The organism is Phocaeicola coprocola DSM 17136 (assembly GCF_000154845.1).
In the GTDB taxonomy this organism is placed as follows: domain Bacteria; phylum Bacteroidota; class Bacteroidia; order Bacteroidales; family Bacteroidaceae; genus Phocaeicola; species Phocaeicola coprocola.
This window is the reverse complement of sequence record NZ_DS981486.1, coordinates 19445-36470: the sequence shown is the minus strand read 5'-3', so window position 1 is coordinate 36470 and position 17026 is coordinate 19445. Positions and strand designations below refer to the sequence as shown.

At 49.8% G+C, this 17026-nt stretch carries 18 protein-coding genes and 2 pseudogenes; 2 read left to right on the top strand and 18 right to left on the bottom strand.

Going from position 1 to position 17026, the window contains the following annotated elements; translation table 11 throughout:
* Positions 1 to 123: 123 nt before the first annotated feature.
* Genes tatC through BACCOP_RS11680 form a run of 5 tightly spaced genes read right to left on the bottom strand, consistent with a single transcriptional unit; the run spans position 124 to position 3462 of the window.
* On the bottom strand, positions 124 to 927 hold the full coding sequence (gene tatC, locus BACCOP_RS11695; RefSeq protein ID WP_007569307.1) for a twin-arginine translocase subunit TatC: 804 nt from the start codon (positions 925 to 927) through the stop codon (positions 124 to 126).
* Between the two features lies 1 nt (position 928).
* Positions 929 to 1126: a twin-arginine translocase TatA/TatE family subunit gene (tatA, locus tag BACCOP_RS11690; RefSeq protein ID WP_007569305.1), complete on the bottom strand. Its 198-nt coding sequence runs from the start codon at positions 1124 to 1126 to the stop codon at positions 929 to 931.
* A 30-nt stretch (positions 1127 to 1156) separates the two neighbouring features.
* Entirely contained in the window at positions 1157 to 1240 is an 84-nt protein-coding gene (locus BACCOP_RS21555) for a twin-arginine translocation signal domain-containing protein (protein WP_080783879.1), read from the bottom strand.
* Entirely contained in the window at positions 1237 to 2265 is a 1029-nt protein-coding gene (locus tag BACCOP_RS11685) for an alpha/beta hydrolase (protein WP_007569304.1), read from the bottom strand. Before BACCOP_RS11685 ends, BACCOP_RS21555 begins: the two co-directional genes overlap by 4 nt.
* Positions 2266 to 2274: 9 nt before the next feature.
* The gene (locus tag BACCOP_RS11680) at positions 2275 to 3462 is read right to left on the bottom strand and encodes an aldo/keto reductase (protein ID WP_007569302.1); all 1188 of its coding nucleotides are present in this window, start codon (positions 3460 to 3462) and stop codon (positions 2275 to 2277) included.
* A 265-nt stretch (positions 3463 to 3727) separates the two neighbouring features.
* Between BACCOP_RS11680 and BACCOP_RS11675 the strand changes: the two genes are divergently transcribed.
* Positions 3728 to 4627 (top strand): helix-turn-helix domain-containing protein, encoded by a 900-nt coding sequence (locus BACCOP_RS11675; protein WP_007569301.1) that lies wholly within the window; start codon positions 3728 to 3730, stop codon positions 4625 to 4627.
* 2 nt (positions 4628 to 4629) lie between these two features.
* Here the strand turns inward: BACCOP_RS11675 and BACCOP_RS11670 are convergent, their stop codons facing one another.
* Together BACCOP_RS11670 and BACCOP_RS11665 are read right to left on the bottom strand one after the other, a co-directional pair.
* A complete protein-coding gene (locus BACCOP_RS11670; RefSeq protein WP_007569300.1) occupies positions 4630 to 5523 on the bottom strand; it encodes a DMT family transporter in 894 nt (297 codons plus the stop codon).
* Positions 5524 to 5928: 405 nt separating this feature from the next.
* Positions 5929 to 6222 (bottom strand): annotated as a pseudogene (locus BACCOP_RS11665) (type IV secretory system conjugative DNA transfer family protein); the annotation flags it as partial.
* A 106-nt stretch (positions 6223 to 6328) separates the two neighbouring features.
* On the opposite strand from BACCOP_RS11665, the pseudogene speD reads away from it, so the two are divergent.
* A pseudogene (gene speD / locus BACCOP_RS21140) lies at positions 6329 to 7840 on the top strand (adenosylmethionine decarboxylase); the annotation flags it as partial.
* 14 nt (positions 7841 to 7854) lie between these two features.
* Here speD and BACCOP_RS20795 read toward each other — a convergent pair.
* From BACCOP_RS20795 to BACCOP_RS11610, 11 genes are all read right to left on the bottom strand, one after another.
* Positions 7855 to 8718: a helix-turn-helix domain-containing protein gene (locus BACCOP_RS20795; protein WP_007569291.1), complete on the bottom strand. Its 864-nt coding sequence runs from the start codon at positions 8716 to 8718 to the stop codon at positions 7855 to 7857.
* Entirely contained in the window at positions 8715 to 9326 is a 612-nt protein-coding gene (locus BACCOP_RS11655) for a GNAT family N-acetyltransferase (RefSeq protein ID WP_225719309.1), read from the bottom strand. Before BACCOP_RS11655 ends, BACCOP_RS20795 begins: the two co-directional genes overlap by 4 nt.
* Positions 9224 to 10135, bottom strand: coding sequence for a nucleotidyl transferase AbiEii/AbiGii toxin family protein (locus BACCOP_RS11650; protein WP_007569286.1), 912 nt, complete (start codon positions 10133 to 10135; stop codon positions 9224 to 9226). Before BACCOP_RS11650 ends, BACCOP_RS11655 begins: the two co-directional genes overlap by 103 nt.
* Positions 10128 to 10892, bottom strand: coding sequence for a type IV toxin-antitoxin system AbiEi family antitoxin (locus BACCOP_RS11645; protein ID WP_032571833.1), 765 nt, complete (start codon positions 10890 to 10892; stop codon positions 10128 to 10130). Before BACCOP_RS11645 ends, BACCOP_RS11650 begins: the two co-directional genes overlap by 8 nt.
* Positions 10893 to 11120: 228 nt before the next feature.
* Positions 11121 to 13307 (bottom strand): type IV secretory system conjugative DNA transfer family protein, encoded by a 2187-nt coding sequence (locus tag BACCOP_RS11640; RefSeq protein WP_007569281.1) that lies wholly within the window; start codon positions 13305 to 13307, stop codon positions 11121 to 11123.
* Between the two features lie 7 nt (positions 13308 to 13314).
* Positions 13315 to 13797, bottom strand: a complete 483-nt coding sequence (locus BACCOP_RS11635) for a hypothetical protein (protein WP_007569279.1) — start codon at positions 13795 to 13797, stop codon at positions 13315 to 13317.
* Between the two features lie 4 nt (positions 13798 to 13801).
* Complete coding sequence (locus tag BACCOP_RS11630) at positions 13802 to 14473, bottom strand: Lcl C-terminal domain-containing protein (protein ID WP_007569275.1); 672 nt, start codon at positions 14471 to 14473, stop codon at positions 13802 to 13804.
* Positions 14474 to 14480: 7 nt separating this feature from the next.
* On the bottom strand, positions 14481 to 14993 hold the full coding sequence (locus tag BACCOP_RS11625) for a hypothetical protein (RefSeq protein WP_007569273.1): 513 nt from the start codon (positions 14991 to 14993) through the stop codon (positions 14481 to 14483).
* The gene (traN, locus tag BACCOP_RS11620; protein ID WP_007569269.1) at positions 14990 to 15841 is read right to left on the bottom strand and encodes a conjugative transposon protein TraN; all 852 of its coding nucleotides are present in this window, start codon (positions 15839 to 15841) and stop codon (positions 14990 to 14992) included. The genes BACCOP_RS11625 and traN overlap by 4 nt, the downstream gene beginning before the upstream one ends.
* A 9-nt stretch (positions 15842 to 15850) precedes the next feature.
* The gene (locus BACCOP_RS11615) at positions 15851 to 16663 is read right to left on the bottom strand and encodes a DNA-methyltransferase (RefSeq protein WP_007569267.1); all 813 of its coding nucleotides are present in this window, start codon (positions 16661 to 16663) and stop codon (positions 15851 to 15853) included.
* The gene (locus BACCOP_RS11610; protein ID WP_007569266.1) at positions 16660 to 17013 is read right to left on the bottom strand and encodes a hypothetical protein; all 354 of its coding nucleotides are present in this window, start codon (positions 17011 to 17013) and stop codon (positions 16660 to 16662) included. The genes BACCOP_RS11615 and BACCOP_RS11610 overlap by 4 nt, the downstream gene beginning before the upstream one ends.
* Between the last annotated feature and the right edge of the window lie 13 nt (positions 17014 to 17026).

The following is a 17026-nucleotide window of genomic DNA, read 5'->3' as shown; positions in this document are numbered from 1 at the left end:
AATAAAAACCTGCCGTTTATAAAACGGATTACCTACGTGTTACAGTACCTTACCTCTTATTGTAAAAAGGTTTGTTTTATCTTTTGGCCGGCAGATTGTTTTTCACTTCAAGATGTCGTTTCTTTATCTGTCTACTGCCTTTTTACTTGCAGCTCTATTTACGACCAGAATGCTCGCTTCATATAAAACCCACATCGGCAATGTGACCAATGACAACGTGAACACGTCCGAAGTCGGCGTGATGACAGCCGCAACGATAAGGATAATCACTATAGCGTGCTTCCGGTAACGTCGCATGAAATCGGCGGTGAGAAACCCCAATTTGGCAAACAGCCATGATAAAATCGGAATCTCGAACACGATACCCATTGTCAGGCACATCAGCACGAGGGTCGAAATGTAGGATTGCAAGACGATCATGTTCTCCACTTCACCGCTGACCTGATAGGTTCCAAGGAAACGGAATGTCAGCGGGAAAATAAGAAAGTAGCTGACCGCCACACCCATCAGGAACATTGCATAGCCGCCTCCGACTATCCGCACGGCATATTTCCGCTCGCAGGCATACAGGGCAGGCGACACGAACCGGAACAACTGGTAAAGGATATAGGGCGACGCGCACAGGACACCCGCGCATAATGCCGTCTTCATGTGGATGACGAACTGCCCGGCCAGTCCCGTGTTGATGAGCTGCACGGCAAAACTCCCGGTCTCGCCGCCGGCCCATGCTGCAATCCGGTTGAAAAGACGGTACGTGATGAAGCCGTCGTTTTTCGGGGCAAGGATAACGGCAAAAAGTTTTTCCTTAAAACAAAAGGCGGCGATACCGAACACGACGGCCACGGCGACGATTTTAACAATCGCCGTCCGCAGCACGTCCAAGTGCTCCCAAAAGCTCAAGCCGTCCGTTTTGTCTTCCTTTGCCATGTCACTCCTCTTTCTTGTCGGTATTTTCGGGACTGATTTCTTTCTCCATGCCGTTCATACCTTCCTTGAATGAACGGACACCTTTGCCGATGCCTTTCATCAGTTCGGGAATTTTGCGTCCTCCGAAGAACAGCAGGACGACTAATGCAATCAGCAGCACTTCCTGCATACCGATGCCTCCGATAAATAATGGTATCATATGAAAATTGTTAAAGGTTGTTCGATTAACTCAATAGTCGTTTTCAGTCATCGTTCCGCCGGCTATTCCCGCCATTTTCAGAAAGTTCCTTCGTCCATGACTCCGCCTTCTCAATCCAGTCCTTTCTCATGTAACCATCTCGACAGGTGATCGGCCACCTCCACGTTGTTCAAATCGGAGAAGGGAAAATGGGTGTTGCCCTTCAAACCTATCTCCGGCAGATGAATGACCGTGACATCGCCGCCGTGTTCGTTGAGCAAGGCAGCCCATTTGCGCATCAGATGCAGGCGTCGTGTCCATTCGTACAGTTCCGGCCGTTCGTCGGTTTCCGGCAGATTGTCGCCATAGTAGATGATGATAGGGATTTTCGTGAACTGCAGAAATTCTTCCATCGGCACTTCCACGCCTTCGGTCTTCTTCGACAGGGTTAGTACTTTCCCTTCCTCCGGCATCTGCCCTTCGGGAAAAGGCACGTTTGTTCCCGGCTCGTAGGCGACGATGGCACGGATGTTCCTTGTCTGCGGCAGTGTAAGCCATCCGACACCTCCGCCCTGCGAATGGGTGACGAAGACAGCCGGACCTATCCTGTCGAACAGTGCGGCATACGCCTTGGCGTAGACATCCAGATCGGGAGGGCCGAGAGTTGGCGTCATCTGACGGAAATACTGGTTCAGAGCCTCCTTGTCGCGGCTGAACTGCACGCCCTCGAAATAATCGGGCCAGATGCCCACGCGGAAACGGTTGAACCACGTCTCCTCGTCGAAGACGGGGGTAACGGTTGCGGGTGTCGTGCTCCGCCCCGCGTTTCCCCGGCGGGGCTGGTCGACGAGATAAGTCTGGAAACCGCGGCGCAGGAAAATATTCTGGAACCCCTCGCGGCCGTCCGGCGTAGTTTCCCATGTCTTGGAAAACTGCCCCACGCCGTGGGCGAAGACAAGCGGGTATTTCCGGGCATCGACGGGTTTCTGATAGAACACGTAGGCGTGGTCGCCGTGATAGGTGCGCCCCAGTGAATCGGTGAGCACCGTGCCGCCCACGGCGAAACTGCCCTGTTCCTCGATTTGCATGATATTCCCGTTGCGTGCGTTGCAACCCGACAGCAAGGCGGCGGCCATCATATAAAAGACAACCTTTCTCATACGCCCTTCCTATTTCTGGATTTTCGATTCCTGCAAAGCGTCATAGCGGCTTCCCACGACCGGAATTGCGGCCACGGCCTTTTCCAGCTCGGTCACTTCTTCCGACGTGAACACTATGTCGCAGGCCCGCAGGTTCTCTTCGAGGTGCGAGAGCTTGGTCGTGCCGGGAATAGGAACGATAAAAGGCCTCCTGTTCAGCAGCCATGCCAATGCCACCTGCGCCGTGGTAATGCCTCTCGTCCGTCCGAAAGCGTTCAGTACCTCCACGATACGCGTGTTGGCACGGATGGCTTCGGGCTGGAAACGCGGAAGCGTCTGGCGGTTGTCGTTGGCGGTGTCGAACCGGGTGTACTCGTTTATCATGCCGCCGAGGAAACCACGGTTCAGCGGGCTGTACGGCACGAAACCGATACCCAGTTCCTCGCAAAGCGCCAGCACGCCGTTTTCTTCCACCGCGCGGTGCATGAAGTGATACTCGCTCTGTATGGCCGTAACCGGACATACCTTGTGCGCCCGGCGGATGGTTTCAGCATTGACCTCGCACATGCCCCAGTGCAGTATCTTTCCCTCCCGGATAAGCTCGCCGCATGTTTCGGCTACGACCTCGATGGGCGTCGCAGGGTCGACGCGATGCTGGTAGAATATGCCGAGCGTCTCCACGCCGAGATTGCGCAGGGAGTTCTCGCATACGCGCCGGATGTTTGTCGGGGTGCTGTCCTCTTCGGTCTTCACCTGCACGCCGTTCACGAACTTGTGCCCGAATTTGGAAGAGACGAACACGCGGTCGGTATAGCCTTTCAGGGCTTCGCCTACCAGTTTTTCATTCTTGTGGTAGCCATAGCTTTCAGCCGTATCGAATAAGGTTACACCCCGTTCTATCGCTTCGTGAATCAACCGGATGCAGGTCTTTTCATCGGGAGACTGGCTGCGGTGATGGTTCAGCCCCATGCAGCCGAAGCCCATCGCCGAAATGGTAAAGGCTGCCTTGCCGCTGCTCAAGGTACGCTGTGCGCGGACTGCTGCCATTCCTGCTGGAATGGTTGCTGCCGATACTGACGATTTACCTGTAATGGCTTTTTCCGCGGCCGTTACTTTCTCCAATGCCGGCGCGATGCAGATGGCCGCGCCTGCCAATGCGGTTCGTTTCAGGAACCCGCGACGACTGATGCCGTTCTCTTGAATCTGTTCTTTTTTCATGTCGTTATCTGTTTGATTATCTTTCTGATTGCAAAATTAGATAGGGGAATTAAGAGCCTGTGTATCAATTTCACGGATAGAATTACCAATTTCAACGGGCCGGTAAGAACGATGCCGGTATACCAGTAAAATTGGTATCCAAAACGATGATTTCGGTATATGCCGTACCATCGGGAATCCGTATCTTTGCTTTTAATTAAAAGCAGAATGAAAAGCTATCACAGAAAAATAGCTATATTTGCAATGACTTAAAAAAGAGGAAATTATGAGTGAAATAATGAAGGTTGATACAGTCCAGCAGTACAACGACTATTTTGGCGTGGAGACCCTGCACCCGTTGGTCAGCGTTATTGAAGGCAGTAAAGGGAAGCCTCTCCGGTTCGGGAAAAAACTGTATAACATCTATGCTATTCTATTGAAAGATGCGAACTGTGGAAATCTTAAATATGGAAAAAGTATATACGATTATCAGCAGGGGACGATGCTTTTCCTCGCCCCCGGTCAGGTAATGGGATCTGAAGATGACGGGCAGCTGCACCAGCCCGAAGGATGGGTTGTTGCATTTCATCCCGAATTTCTGCGAGGTACACCATTGGCGCATATAATGAAAGATTATTCATATTTTTCTTACAATGCCAACGAAGCCCTGCACCTTTCCAAACAAGAAAGACGGACGGTTATAGAATGTATGGAAAAAATTCGCATTGAGCTGCAGTATCCTATCGACAAGCACAGCCGTTCGCTCATCGTGGATAACATCAAGCTGCTGCTTGATTATTGCATCCGCTTCTACGACCGTCAGTTCATCACCCGCGACAATGCCAATCACGACCTGTTAGCGCGTTTCGAGGACCTTCTGGATGAGTATTTCGCCTCTGATGCCCCTGCAAGGCATGGAGGGATGCCGACTGTGCAATATTGTGCATACAAACTTTGTCTTTCCCCGAATTATTTCAGTGACCTGATGAAAAAAGAAACGGGAATGCCTGCCCTGAAACACATCCAGCAGAAAATGCTCGATGTCGCTAAAGAGCGGGTATTCAATACGGCGAAGTCCATAAGTGAAATATCCTATGAACTTGGATTTCCATATCCGCAACACTTCAGCCGTTGGTTCAAGAAAATGGCCGGGTGTACGCCCAATGAATACAGAACCGCAAATTAGCTTTATTTTTTATTTTGTGAATGACTGACCAGTAAAACACCGGATATGACAAGTATGGCCGAAACCGGTTCATCCCAGCTAAAAATGTCCTGCCCGATTAAAATGGCAACGACAGAAGCTATAATAGGCTGTAGGTTGATGTAAATGCTGGCAGTGGTGGGCTGTATCCCCTTGAGAGCGACGGGATATAGCAGATTGTTGAGAACAGTTGCCAGCAACAATACGAATACAAGCTGGAGTAATGGTTGCCAACAGAACGCGGACTGATAAAGCGGTTGCACGTACAATTCATTTATACTGAACGGCAGCATGGACAATGCTGCAAATAGGAACATCCATTTTTGAAGTGTGACAGGAGAGTATTTTATCGCCACTCTTCGGATGATAATCAGATAAAATCCGAGCATAACTGTATTGACGATGGCGAAAACAATGCCAAGTATATGATTTTCAACGGATGCGGCAATATCCATTTGTGAAATCAAGACCCATGCTCCTGCAATTCCCAACAGAACACCTGTCAACTTCCGCCGGTTGATAGCTTCTTTTAAAAACAATACGGAAAAGAGCATAACTACGATTGGATTTAAGGCGACAATAAGTGCGAAGTGAACTGGTGTCGTATAATTAAGTCCCCACGCAAAGGAAAGATAAGTACAAGCAACACCGGAAATACCGCCCAAAGCAATCACCATCAAGTCTTTGGCATTGACCTTTTCTCTCCTGAAAACAAGCCCGATCGTCCAAAATATCAGCGTGGCGAATAAAACACGAGAGGAGGCAAGCCCAATCGGTGTCATCCACTCTGCCAGGAGCGATTTACCGACAGGTACATTCAAACCACAAATAATTTGTGTCGAAAGCATGGCGATATGTCCGTTCAACCCTTTGTTCACATGGATTTATCTGTTTGATAGAGAGTGCAAAGATACGACTTTATTTTCATAAACTCCCGTCGAAACTGCGGTAAAAGACTGAAAGGATTTTATTGTTGTTTCCGTAAAAATGGTTGTATCAACCGGGCTGTCCTCAAGGAAATATTCGCAGATATACTGTCCGAAAAACAGGTTCGGGAGTTTATCTCCAAAACGGAAGATGCAGGTATTATACAAAAAAAGGGGGACTGGTAAATGTACCCGTTATATAAAAAACACCTGATTTCCCTTCTTTTATGTAGGGCCGCAAGAAGCTGATTTTGAACTATAAGATTTTCACAATAGATAGGAAACGCCGAAACGTCCGCAATAATCACGGAATCATTGCAGGCGTTTTTTAGTTCCCTCATATCGGAATCTGGCTTTCTATTTAGTTTCCCGTTTGTTCAGCACGTCCTTTATCATTTCTTTTACCTCCATTCCCACATTCACGAAATTCCGATAAAGAATGCGTTCCTGTTCCTCCCTCGACTTGAACGTGTGGAACTTCAGTAACGGTACATACGCCGCTTCCCCCTTCTTGATTTCCTTCATGTCGAAATCCGTTTTGCAGAAGAACTTCGAGGTCTTAAACTCCTCCGCTTCCTGTACGTTCATTGAGCCGCCTATACCGGTTTTTGTTTGGATGAAGTCCTGAGCCGTCTGGCCATATATCCAACCTATCTGCCTTTGTATTGAAAAGTACCCATATCAGCAGGATTTTGCTCTCTATTACTTAATGATGTTGTTCTATTTTTGCAGCCTGTAAATCAACGATATGTAATAAATGGATTATATCGACAAAATATTTAAGACAGTATCAATTAAGGATAGCCGACGGATTATTGAACTTTATTTTCAGGAGCTGTATTGTTTTGCGCCACTTTCCAACAAAGCCCTCTCTCAAAAATTACTCTTGCCGGTACCTATCGTGACCGCCATAAAGAACGAAGGTATCAGGCTGGGCATATTGGAACAATGCAGCGGAGGCGTAGGGCTTACTCATAACGGAAAGGAGTATGTGGAACAAGCTCTTGGATTCAAGGGGATTGACCTCTGCCTGTATCGCCGACTGGCGGAAAGCGAACAGGCAAGGGACGCATACGCTGACGCGCTGAGTAAAAAATACCGTGCGGCATTCGACGAACGCCCCGTAGCGGATGTAGCACTGGACCAAGCCCAATGTACCGTACAGACAGCATTCCGCAGGGCTTTGCTCTGCTTGGCAAACGGCACATTGACAGGCAGACAAATCGTATGCATGGGCGATGATGATTTTGTCAGCCTTGCCATCGGGTTTCTGCTGAAAGAACTTTATCCCGGTCCAAGCATCTGCCCGACACACATCCATGTACTTGAGATGGACGGTCGTTATATCGAGTGTCTGGAGCGGCTGGCCGGACGGTTCGCCCTGCCGATAAGTTGTGAACGGGTGGATTTGAGGATGCCTCTGCCTCCGCATTTGTGCGGGCGTTTCGACTGCCTGTTCACCGATCCGCCTTATACGCAAGAGGGAGCTTCCTTGTTCCTGTCACGTGCCATTAGCGTACTGAAAGAAGAGTCCGGATTGAGAATCTTTTTCTCGTTCGGGAACAAGTCGGCAACGGAGGTTTACTTTCTGCAAAAATGTTTCCAACTGCACGGACTGGCCATCAAAGAGATGTTCACCCGGTTCAATGAATACATGGGCGCATCTCTTTTGGGCAACAAAGGACAGCTCTTTGTCCTGGAAACGACAGAACGTACACGCGCCTTGTTTCCTCTCGAAAAACGAGGGCGCGATGACATCTACACCGCAGACCGCAATCTCCGGCAAAACCGTTACCGCTGCCGGCAATGCGGCAAAGTCTATGCCGTGGGGAAAGAGGCGGAATATCAGACCATCAGGGAGTTGAAAAAACAAGGCTGCAATGTATGCGGAGCTACGGTTTTCGACAGACTGCACAAAAACGGGAATACGGATAAAAAGCAATACCTTCCCTTAGGGCATCACATCCTTGCAGACTTCTACAACTGCGACCCGGAAAAACTGGACGATGTGGAACAGATTCGCACATTCATGCACGAAGCGGCAGTAAGTGCCGGAGCGACCATAGTACAGGAAAACTTTCACAAATACGCCCCAGTGGGTGTGAGCGGTGTGGTGGTCATCCAAGAATCCCACTTGACCATACACACGTGGCCGGAGTGTGGTTATGCCGCTGTCGATTTGTTCACATGCGGCACCAATGTCCGTCCGTGGACTGCTTTCGACTATTTGCAGGAGCGGCTCGGATGTGCGAAAGTGGAATACAGCGATTTGATACGGGGAGCCTATGAGCGGCTAAGCCTGTTGCGGTATTCGGAAACGGAACAGCCTGCCGTGCGGCGGAAAAAGCGGCAAAGGTACGACGCGTCTTCGAAATGGAACAGACGGGCCAGGTCTTTGACGGACTGTTCTGTGTTGTCCAAATAGCGTTTGAGTTCCGTTACGACAAACAGGTCAATGATTTCCTTCGGAGTCCGCTGTTCTATTTTGCAGGTTATCTTATAAAGGTAATCGGTCGTGATGCAAAGCCTGTCCGCATAATATCGTACATCTCTTTTTACATGGAAATTCTTAGCCAGCAGTGACATGAACTTGCCGAACAGCACCCTTGACTGATCCTTTTGATAACACTTGCCCAAGTCGGGAAACATCGGCTTGAACACAATATCTAAAGCCAGAAAAACATTGTAAATGCAATTTTGCAGGATGTTTTTCCGGCTTTCTTCATCACCGTTCTCCATCGCCCATATCATCTGCTTGAACACTCCGTCTGCCAATGAGTATTGTGCTTCCGAAAGTCGGCAGACCGGATATTCATACAGTCCGTCCCAAAATGCGGGGGAAGTCATTTTGTAGAAAATCTCCCCTGTCAGTTCCAATGACAAGGATATATATTCTGCCGTGAATGAAGGAGAAACACACAGCGGTGCAAATAAGGTGTCCGAAAACAACACAAGCAAATCACCTTTGCGGAATGTCCGTTTTCGTGTATTGGTGGTTACGACAGCCCGGCCTTCAACGCATAACAGCATGGTACACCCGTTTGCCACGAAAGGCAGTTTACCTGACAAGTCACGCAGGCTTGTTCTTCCGTGTTTGTATTGTTCGCCATGCGAGAGAGCAAAACTTTGTATGCCGGACGTTATCATAACAATTTCCTTTCCATCGTTACATGGGTTGGCTCGAAGCAATGCTTTTTATACAAAGAGCGCATCGGTACGTTCCCGGCATGAACCTTGCCGACAATATAAGCCGCCTTGCACTCTCTCGCATATTCTATGCTTTTTTCAAACAGGTCGTCTACAATTTGCATTCCTCGAATGCACTCATCCGCATAAATGGACTTGAAGTTGGCATAAACCTCTCCGGTCAGGCTGTTCTGCTTTTTCTCCATCCATACCCAGCCCACAATTTTACCGGATTCCGTGTCTTCTATCACGATCATTCCGCGTCGGTCTTTTGCTTTGGCTAATTTCTTGCAGTGGAACTCGAGGTCAGTAATAGCCTTTTCTCCGAATGAGATTTCAGAAATTTCAATTTCAAATTTTGCCACCGCTTCAAAGTCTTCCTCTTTTATTTCTCGCATATTGTACATGATTCCAAATATTGTTTTTCCGTTAACACCAATCTGTCCGGCATGATGCCCATAAAAACTTATCCCTTCTTCGGAAATAAGAAGGTCTGTAGCTTTTCCAATCCCGCCTTGTGCTTTTGAGGATTGCTCTTTTTCAGCTTGGCAATGTTCTGTAATTTCCATTTTACGGACGGATAGCGGCTTAAATCTCCGGCACAGCATTTTTCCCAATCGGGTTCGCCGTTTTCAAATGACAGAAGAAATTCCCGGTCTGTTTCGGTCAGGCTGTCGTTTACCTGCTGAATGAGGTTATGCCTTGCCTCTTCATAATCCGAATAAGTGAATGGAGTATCGGACATTCCCTCAAACTGCTTTTCCAGTGCTTCCGTCTGGTCGATGGCGTTCGGCTGCAAAGATTCGATGACAGGCTTGTCGCTCCCCAACAGGCAAAGCATGAAGCCGTTCTTGACATCATGAAACGACGCCATTTCCATATACTTGCAATCGAACAGGTCCCGTGGGTGTTGGCGGCTTAATGCCGCTGCAATTTTGCCCCCGTAAAGCTGCGAATAAGAAACTGTACGTGCTTTACAGGTCATATTGAACTCCGTTTCAGCCCGTTCGCACAGTTTCCTGTCCTCTGTCTCTCCGATGATACCCCGCTTTGTCCCGTTCACTTCGATTTTGACGGTCGCACCGTCCAAAGTACATTGTAATTTCCAGACATCATGCTTGTGGATCACTTTTATGCCCGGTATGGATTTTTCTATGTAGCTTTTCAAAGTTCGCAGATGGTTGTTGATTGCGTCCAGACTCTCGGCCCTTTCCTTTACGGGAATATAGGTGAGGTCTATATCGACTGAATAGCGAGGCATGTTTTTATGAAACAGGTTGATAGCCGTACCTCCATGCACAGCAAAATCTTTGATGCGGTACACGGACGGCATAATGCGTATCAACAATGCCACCTGTTTTTTATAGATGTCATTCATATTCGTTCAGTTCTTTAGGTACGGTTATTTTGTATTTGGAGATATAAATCCCGTTTTTTGACAGTTGCAATTTGGAGGTTCCCAGTCCTATTTTGGATGTATCAAGTGCCTCGAACCAATAGTGTCCCGCTTTTTCTGCCATATAAAGGAACATACGCTTTACTTTAAGGTTCTTGGTCGTTTCGAGCAGTTGCTGTAGCATTTCGGGACGCAGCGTTGTCAGTTGTTCCATCATATAGAACAAGTCCATATAGGAATATTGTTGCGGTGCAAGCAACAGACATTCCAAGAATGCCTGTTCAGGTGTAGAAACCAGCAGATCCACTTCGTATTTCACAATCGTTGCGGTCTGCGGTTCTGAAAAGGTATCGGTGGAAAACGGTTTTATCACCCTGTCGAAAACATCGTGGCGTATCCATTCCGGAACACGCTGTTTGCCGTGTGCCACCATCAGCAACGGTTTCCCCATAGGCACATAGTGGTTGAAGCCGAACAGTTCCAATGCAGAATGAGCTGCGACACGGAACGTCTTGCCCAATTGCCTGTTGTAGCAGGACAATGCGGCGTATGCCGACAGGCTGTCTCCCGTTCGGTACATGACTCCCTTTGACAGCATCTCAAGCCAGCCGGATTCCCGGTATCTTTTTATCAACTGGTCGGAATAACCGTTCCTTTTCAGCCATTCGGAGAATAACAATCCTTTGGGAGTGGCGGAAAGCAGCAGTTGGTTTATTTTGCTTTTTTGTTCTATATCCACAGTATATGATTTGTTTTCTTTTTCAACTGCAAAGGTAGCATTATTTTCCGTTCCAAAGGTCTTGAAAGTTGATTTTGTTTCGGTATAATATACTTTTTGTGTAGTATTGAATACCAAAACCAACTCCACAGGATTTTCCAAGATACCGGAAACGCCAAAACGCCTGCAATAATCGCGGAATCATTGCAGGCATTTTTTTTACTTTCCCTCATATCGGAAACAGGTTTCTTATTTCGCCCCTCGTTTGTTCTGCACGTCCTTTATCATTTCTTTCACCTCCATTCCCACATTCACAAAATTCCGGTAAAGAATGCGTTCCCGTTCCTCTCTCGACTTGAACGTGTAGAACTTCGGCAGCGGTACATACGCCGCTTCCTCCTTCTTGATTTCCTTCATGTCGAAATCCGTCTTGCAGAAGAACTTCGAGGTCTTGAACTCCTCCGCTTCCTGCACGTTCATCGAGCCGCCTATGCCGGTTTTTGTTTGGATGAAGTCCCGTGCCGTCTGGCCGCAGATCCAGCCCGTCGGCATATCCGAGATTTTCGAGGCGGGTACGAGGCTGTCCATATTTTCGTTCAGATTGATGGAAGTCTTGTCCCGGTCTATCGTGACACCCTTCTTGATTTGCACCACCTTGCCGAAGATGTCGCTCGACAACCATTCCAGCGTTTCCTTGGCACGGGCCGAACCGCTCACCACGTTACCCACCGTCGTGATGATTTTCTGCATACCCACTTTCCCGTAATCCGCTTCGAGCTGCGGCAGTTCTTGGAAGCCGAGCGTCACGCTCACCTTGTTGCTTCGTGCCGTGCCGATCAGGCGGTCTATCTTGTGGAAGTACAGCGTCGGCAGCTCGTCCACGATAATGCTCACGGGGACATTTTTGCCCTGTCCCGTATTCACACGGGTAACGAGGCGGTTCAGGATAAGGGCGTTCAACGCTCCGATAATGCTTTCCATTTCCGGATCGTTCGCTATCAGCAGGTAGCTCGGATTCTTCGGGTCGCTCACTTTCAGGTCGAAGTCATCACCGTCACGGTGGAATATCCAGTAACTCTCTTTGGTCGCCAGACGAGAGGTATAGACGCGCAATGTACCGATCATACCTTCCAACTGTTCCATCGCGCGATTTTTCAAAGCGGTCTGGAACGGACCGAGCAGCGGGGCAACCTCGTTGTCGGTCTCCAGTACCTCGAAGATGGTCTGGTAACTCTCGTTCAGGAACGACAGGATATGCGGCATATCCGAATACTTGCCTAACCAGTAGGCAGGTTCAACGATTTCCCCGCCCTCTTTGGCGCGTACCACACCCGTCGGTTTCCAGAATTTCGTCTCCGGGTCCTGCCGTTTTTCAGCGTACAATTTGTTTCCTTTGGCATCGTAAGGCTCGCGTTCATAGTTCACGAAAAAGTAGATGCAGGCGGCGAGGAAGTTCACAGCCGAAGTCTGGAAAAACTGGTCGCTGCCGCCGCCTCCCTCTTTCTTGCCTTTTTGCAGGGATTCCAGCAGCGTTTCCGCCGTTTCGCTCGCCGCAGCGAGGTTGTTGATGTATTTTGCCTGAATTGGATTTACCCGGCGGCTGTACTCCACGTCCACGAAGTTAATCATATTGAATTGGCAGCCTTGGGGCAACTTTCCGAGCTTCTGGTTTTTCTTGTAGTGGTAGTACAGTTTCGTGGCCAGCGTCGGGAACTTGTAGTCATAGACCACCATCGCGAACCCCTTGGCCGAGTGCTGTCGGATAAACGGCTCGATGATACTGAATGTCTTGCCCGACCCCGGTGTTCCGACTACCCATGTTCCACGAAAACAGTTGGTTATATTGGTCCAGCCTTTACGGAACTTGCCCTTGTAGTAATATCGCATGGGGATATTCACGCTGTACGGAGTCTCTATCAGTTCCTCGCATTGCTCGAAACTTTCATTCTCGAAATTGAAACGATCCTTCATCAGTCCCTCTTTGAGGAACTTGGAGATGTTATCCAGTGCGACATGCACGAGGATAACCCCCGTGAGCGATACCGCCATATAGAGAATAATGTTCAGCGGCAGCGTGTAGAACCGCGTCTCCATCGGATGACCGAACAGCCATACGGACAGCACTAACAGGGCAAAGCCGCTCACGAGCGGGTACAAGACCTGCCGCCGGGCGTTGAATTCCAAATGTTTCTTGGCTCTGGTGCCGATACAGGTAATGCAGATCAGCAGCACCGTGGCGACCTTGCTGTACACGAGGTTGCCGTCGTTATAGATGGCCCACCGTTTGATACGTCCGTGAATGTCGCAGAGTATGCCGCCCCAGTGGTCCAGCATGGCCGGGTCGATGGCATACTCGAAAAACTCCATCAGTACGGAGACATACACCACCGCACGGAATATCCGGTAAAATCCCTGTAATTCCTTGCTCTCTTCCATTGCTATGTCAATTCTTTTTAATACCCCAGAGGACGTGGATGTGAGGCCATTGCATACGGTTATCAGCGGAAAGCTGGCAGACATGGGAAACTGCATATAGAGGTTTAAGCCCGTCATATATTGCAGAAGCCCGTACTTCCGCTGTAAACTTCTCAAGGAAAATCCGGACGGCATTGTCAGAGCCATAAGTCATGAAATCAATGAAATCTTCAATCAATTCTTCATTGACATAGCAGAGCTGACCTTGGAAAATATCATGGTAACGGCTGATACGGCCGTTCCATTCTGCCCGGATTTCTTCCCTGCGATTCTTTACGGAGGGAAACCTCTTGTAGCAGTCTATTCCATCGTCGAGGAATATGAAATTACCGGAAACGTCCTCTTGTTTAGGACATTTGCATCTTAACAGATACCCGAAGAATCCTTTGTCCGGATGTACTATATCCACATACTGTGGTGCTTGAAAATCTTTAATTCCGTTCATAATCATAAATTCAGTTGTTGATGGTTATAATGGGACGCACTTTATGCGCCTGTGTCTTGGGCGTTTCCTGCATGGTTCCGCTGGCTGTCGAGTAGAGCCATGCTTTGACTGTCTGCTGTCCTTCCACCTCCGTCGATGTCCAATACCAGCACTCGTCGGCCTCGGTCGGCAGCGGGTCGCCGCCGCATTTCTCGATAATCGGATTGATGACGGTCTGTGCCGAATACAGCAGACGCATCTGTGCCACCGAGGGGATATAGGCGCTCTGTCCGTATTTCCACAAGGCAAAAACGGCTTCAGCCATCGGCGAGGCCGTTTCTTCCGTATCGTACAGGGCGAACGTGTTCTCATTCCCGTCGTATGCAGCAATGTCCGCCGACGTACCCTGCTCGACACCGAGGCTGTCGGCAAAAGCCTTCGGCGTCATGTCCCACAGATAGACGGCATAGCCGTTTCCTTCCGTTTCCCCGTCCGAATAGGTATGGAAGACGACGGCAATCGCCTGTTTCCCGGAATTTTCATACTCGCTGTACGGCACGGCCTTGCCGTCCACGCAGAGGACATGTCCGGGACGTACCGTCTTGTCGGGTTCTTCTATATGTGCGTCGCAGGCAGCCAATGCCCCGGTTATGAGGAGAACCGGCACTACCTGGCACGTTTTTCTGATAGTGTTCTGTTTCATCTTTCCCTTATTTTATAGGTAGTTTAATACCGAGGGCAACTCCTGTACGCAGCACATCGGCCCCCTTTATCATCACGTCTCCCTTGACTTGCCAGTATAGCGTCCAGCCCGCCCGCAACACATAGTTGTGCTCGTAGCCGAAATGCAGCCCGACAAGGAACTTCCTCGTATCGCTTCCGCCCGAAGCCCCGATACGGAGGCTTCCGTAATGGTTGCGTCCCCTCGTGACGCAGGGTTTGTAAGCCACGCCGAAGCCGTAGGTACGGTAATTCTGCCAGAAAGATTTCGGGCATACATGCTTGCAGGATTCGCACTCTGCCCATTGCAGGTAGCCGTTGGCAAAGAACTCCCACGCATGGCGGTAGTTCATCTCGTGTTCGTAGGCCAGCGTCACGTCCAGCCCGTTCTTGTACAGCAGCCCCGCTCCGAGCGAAAGGCGGCCGCTGCCCCGTTGTGCATTCGCGCCGACGGCGAGGCACATGCAGGCAATCGTCAGGATAATCGTCTTTCTCATTGTCATTCCTCCTCCAGCAATGCCGTGCTGAACGAATCGGCCGACAGCACGTCCTCATAGTCGATATTCAGGCTGATAGCACGCCCGCTGATTTGTTTCTCCGTCATCTCGATGGTCAGTACCTTGTCGTTCGGGAACGTCATTTTCCTGACCACGACCACATTCCGGTAGCCGTGCCGGAACGTCTTGCCCGTCTCCAGCACCAGTTCCGGGACCAGTTCGATGACTTGCGCATTAGTCGCTTTGGTCAGTTTCTTGTCCGCCAGCTTCACCCGTATCTCGTCAATGTCGAAACGTATGTTCGTCCGGTTCTCTATTGAGAAGTCGATGAAGAAATACTCTCCCACGGTGTAGATGTTGTTCAACCGCATGGTCATGCGGTGTGCCTTGGTGGCGACGTTGCGGATCTTCGCGGGCGAGTTCCAGATACGCCGGGCGAAGCGTGTCATCTCCACGGTGGACATCGAGACCGCCGGGTTGTGGTAGGCGTTTCGTTCCTGCAACTGGATTTCCTTGTCAGTTACCGCCTCCCGCACCCGTGTGGTGTAGAGCAGTGCATACTGCGTGCGGTAGCGTTCCGTTACGATGGTCACTATGGCCAGCACCTCGCCGTCCTCGTGTCCGCCCTCTTTCGGTTTCAGGCGGACGATGTTATCTATCGGCTGGTCACCGACAACCTTATCGGTGGAGATGTCCACGAAGCGTACCGGTTCCGAGGCCGTGATGACCGTCGTTACCTGTTCATTTACCGTAAGTTGTTCCATCTCCTCGTAGGTTCGTTGTGCCTGTACATTCGGCGTTCCCAGCAGTCCTGCCGCCAGAAGAAATGCCGTTACGATTCCTTTTTTGTCCATGTCATTGATTTATTGATTTTGTTTTTCTTCCCTTATCTCTTTTTCCTCTTGTGCTTTGTTCCTGCATTCCAGTTCCTCCTGAATCCGCCGTTCGGCAATCTCGCAGTACACCTGTTCGATTTCAAATCCGATGTAGTGTCGTCCCGTGCGGATAGCGGCCACGGCGGTTGTGCCTGACCCGATACAGTTGTCCAGTACAACATCGCCTTCGTCGGTGTAGGTCCGTATCAGGTACTCCATCAACGCCACGGGCTTTTGTGTCGGGTGGTAGAACGCGCCTTTCTTGTGTTCCTTCGGCATGAAGATGACCGAGGTCGGATATTTGTCATCGGCTATGCGTACCGGTGAGAGTTTCATCGTTCCGTAACAACGGTTGGTAAATCCCTCCGTTTTACGCCTCCCGTGATTTCTCCGTTCCGGAGGACACGGTGTCATCTGCGGATGATAGACCGGCTGTTTTTTATAGAATACCAGAATATCCTCGTGCTGCCGGAGCGGCATACGTTTGGCATTGAGATGTCCCGTCACCCGATCTTTCTGCCACACGAGGTTGTACCGCCATAGCCGGGGTTGCGACAGCATGAGCCATGCGGAGAAAAGCCCCTGTCCGAACAGGATAATGGGGCTGTCCGGCTTGGTAATCCGCCGGTATTGCTCCCACAAGGCTGCGAACGGTATCTGGCGGTCCCAGTTCACCGACGGATTGCTGCGATTTAACACCCCGTAAGGCAGGTCGGCGATTATGGCGTCCACGCTACTATCCGCTATCTGTTTCATGCCCTCCATGCAGTCCATAAGGTAAATGCGATCCGTCTCTATCATATTGCGTCTGTTTTCAGTTCTACAATTTGTCGGGCGCTCATCCAGGTACAGCGTTCCGTCCGGGTTTTCCGGATTTCACACTCCCAGAGGGTATTCTTCTCCACATGTTTGAAATTGACCGCACCGTCTCTCGGCCCGTAAAAACCGGTATGCTTCTGGAAGGCGAATAAGGCAATCCTCCGCCCGTCTTCTGCCTGAAAGTTGCATATCAGGGCGAATCGTACCCCTTTGTGCCACCATTCGGTACTTACGAGCTTCCCAACGAATGTTTCGGGCTTATCGGGAGCGATGTAGTCCTCGTAATAGAAGCCGTCCGTTCCCTTATGAAGTTTTGATATGTCTGATTCCATTGTCACTGCCCTT

Bases quoted from the DNA above. Each gene is read 5' to 3' on its own strand.
- tatC (WP_007569307.1), bottom strand. From the start codon at position 927: ATGGCAAAGGAAGACAAAACGGACGGCTTGAGCTTTTGGGAGCACTTG.
- tatA (WP_007569305.1), bottom strand. From the start codon at position 1,126: ATGATACCATTATTTATCGGAGGCATCGGTATGCAGGAAGTGCTGCTG.
- BACCOP_RS11685 (WP_007569304.1), bottom strand. From the start codon at position 2,265: ATGAGAAAGGTTGTCTTTTATATGATGGCCGCCGCCTTGCTGTCGGGT.
- BACCOP_RS11680 (WP_007569302.1), bottom strand. From the start codon at position 3,462: ATGAAAAAAGAACAGATTCAAGAGAACGGCATCAGTCGTCGCGGGTTC.
- BACCOP_RS11675 (WP_007569301.1), top strand. From the start codon at position 3,728: ATGAGTGAAATAATGAAGGTTGATACAGTCCAGCAGTACAACGACTAT.
- BACCOP_RS20795 (WP_007569291.1), bottom strand. From the start codon at position 8,718: ATGATAACGTCCGGCATACAAAGTTTTGCTCTCTCGCATGGCGAACAA.
- BACCOP_RS11655 (WP_225719309.1), bottom strand. From the start codon at position 9,326: ATGGAAATTACAGAACATTGCCAAGCTGAAAAAGAGCAATCCTCAAAA.
- BACCOP_RS11650 (WP_007569286.1), bottom strand. From the start codon at position 10,135: ATGAATGACATCTATAAAAAACAGGTGGCATTGTTGATACGCATTATG.
- BACCOP_RS11640 (WP_007569281.1), bottom strand. From the start codon at position 13,307: ATGGAAGAGAGCAAGGAATTACAGGGATTTTACCGGATATTCCGTGCG.
- BACCOP_RS11635 (WP_007569279.1), bottom strand. From the start codon at position 13,797: ATGATTATGAACGGAATTAAAGATTTTCAAGCACCACAGTATGTGGAT.
- BACCOP_RS11630 (WP_007569275.1), bottom strand. From the start codon at position 14,473: ATGAAACAGAACACTATCAGAAAAACGTGCCAGGTAGTGCCGGTTCTC.
- BACCOP_RS11625 (WP_007569273.1), bottom strand. From the start codon at position 14,993: ATGACAATGAGAAAGACGATTATCCTGACGATTGCCTGCATGTGCCTC.
- traN (WP_007569269.1), bottom strand. From the start codon at position 15,841: ATGGACAAAAAAGGAATCGTAACGGCATTTCTTCTGGCGGCAGGACTG.
- BACCOP_RS11615 (WP_007569267.1), bottom strand. From the start codon at position 16,663: ATGATAGAGACGGATCGCATTTACCTTATGGACTGCATGGAGGGCATG.
- BACCOP_RS11610 (WP_007569266.1), bottom strand. From the start codon at position 17,013: ATGGAATCAGACATATCAAAACTTCATAAGGGAACGGACGGCTTCTAT.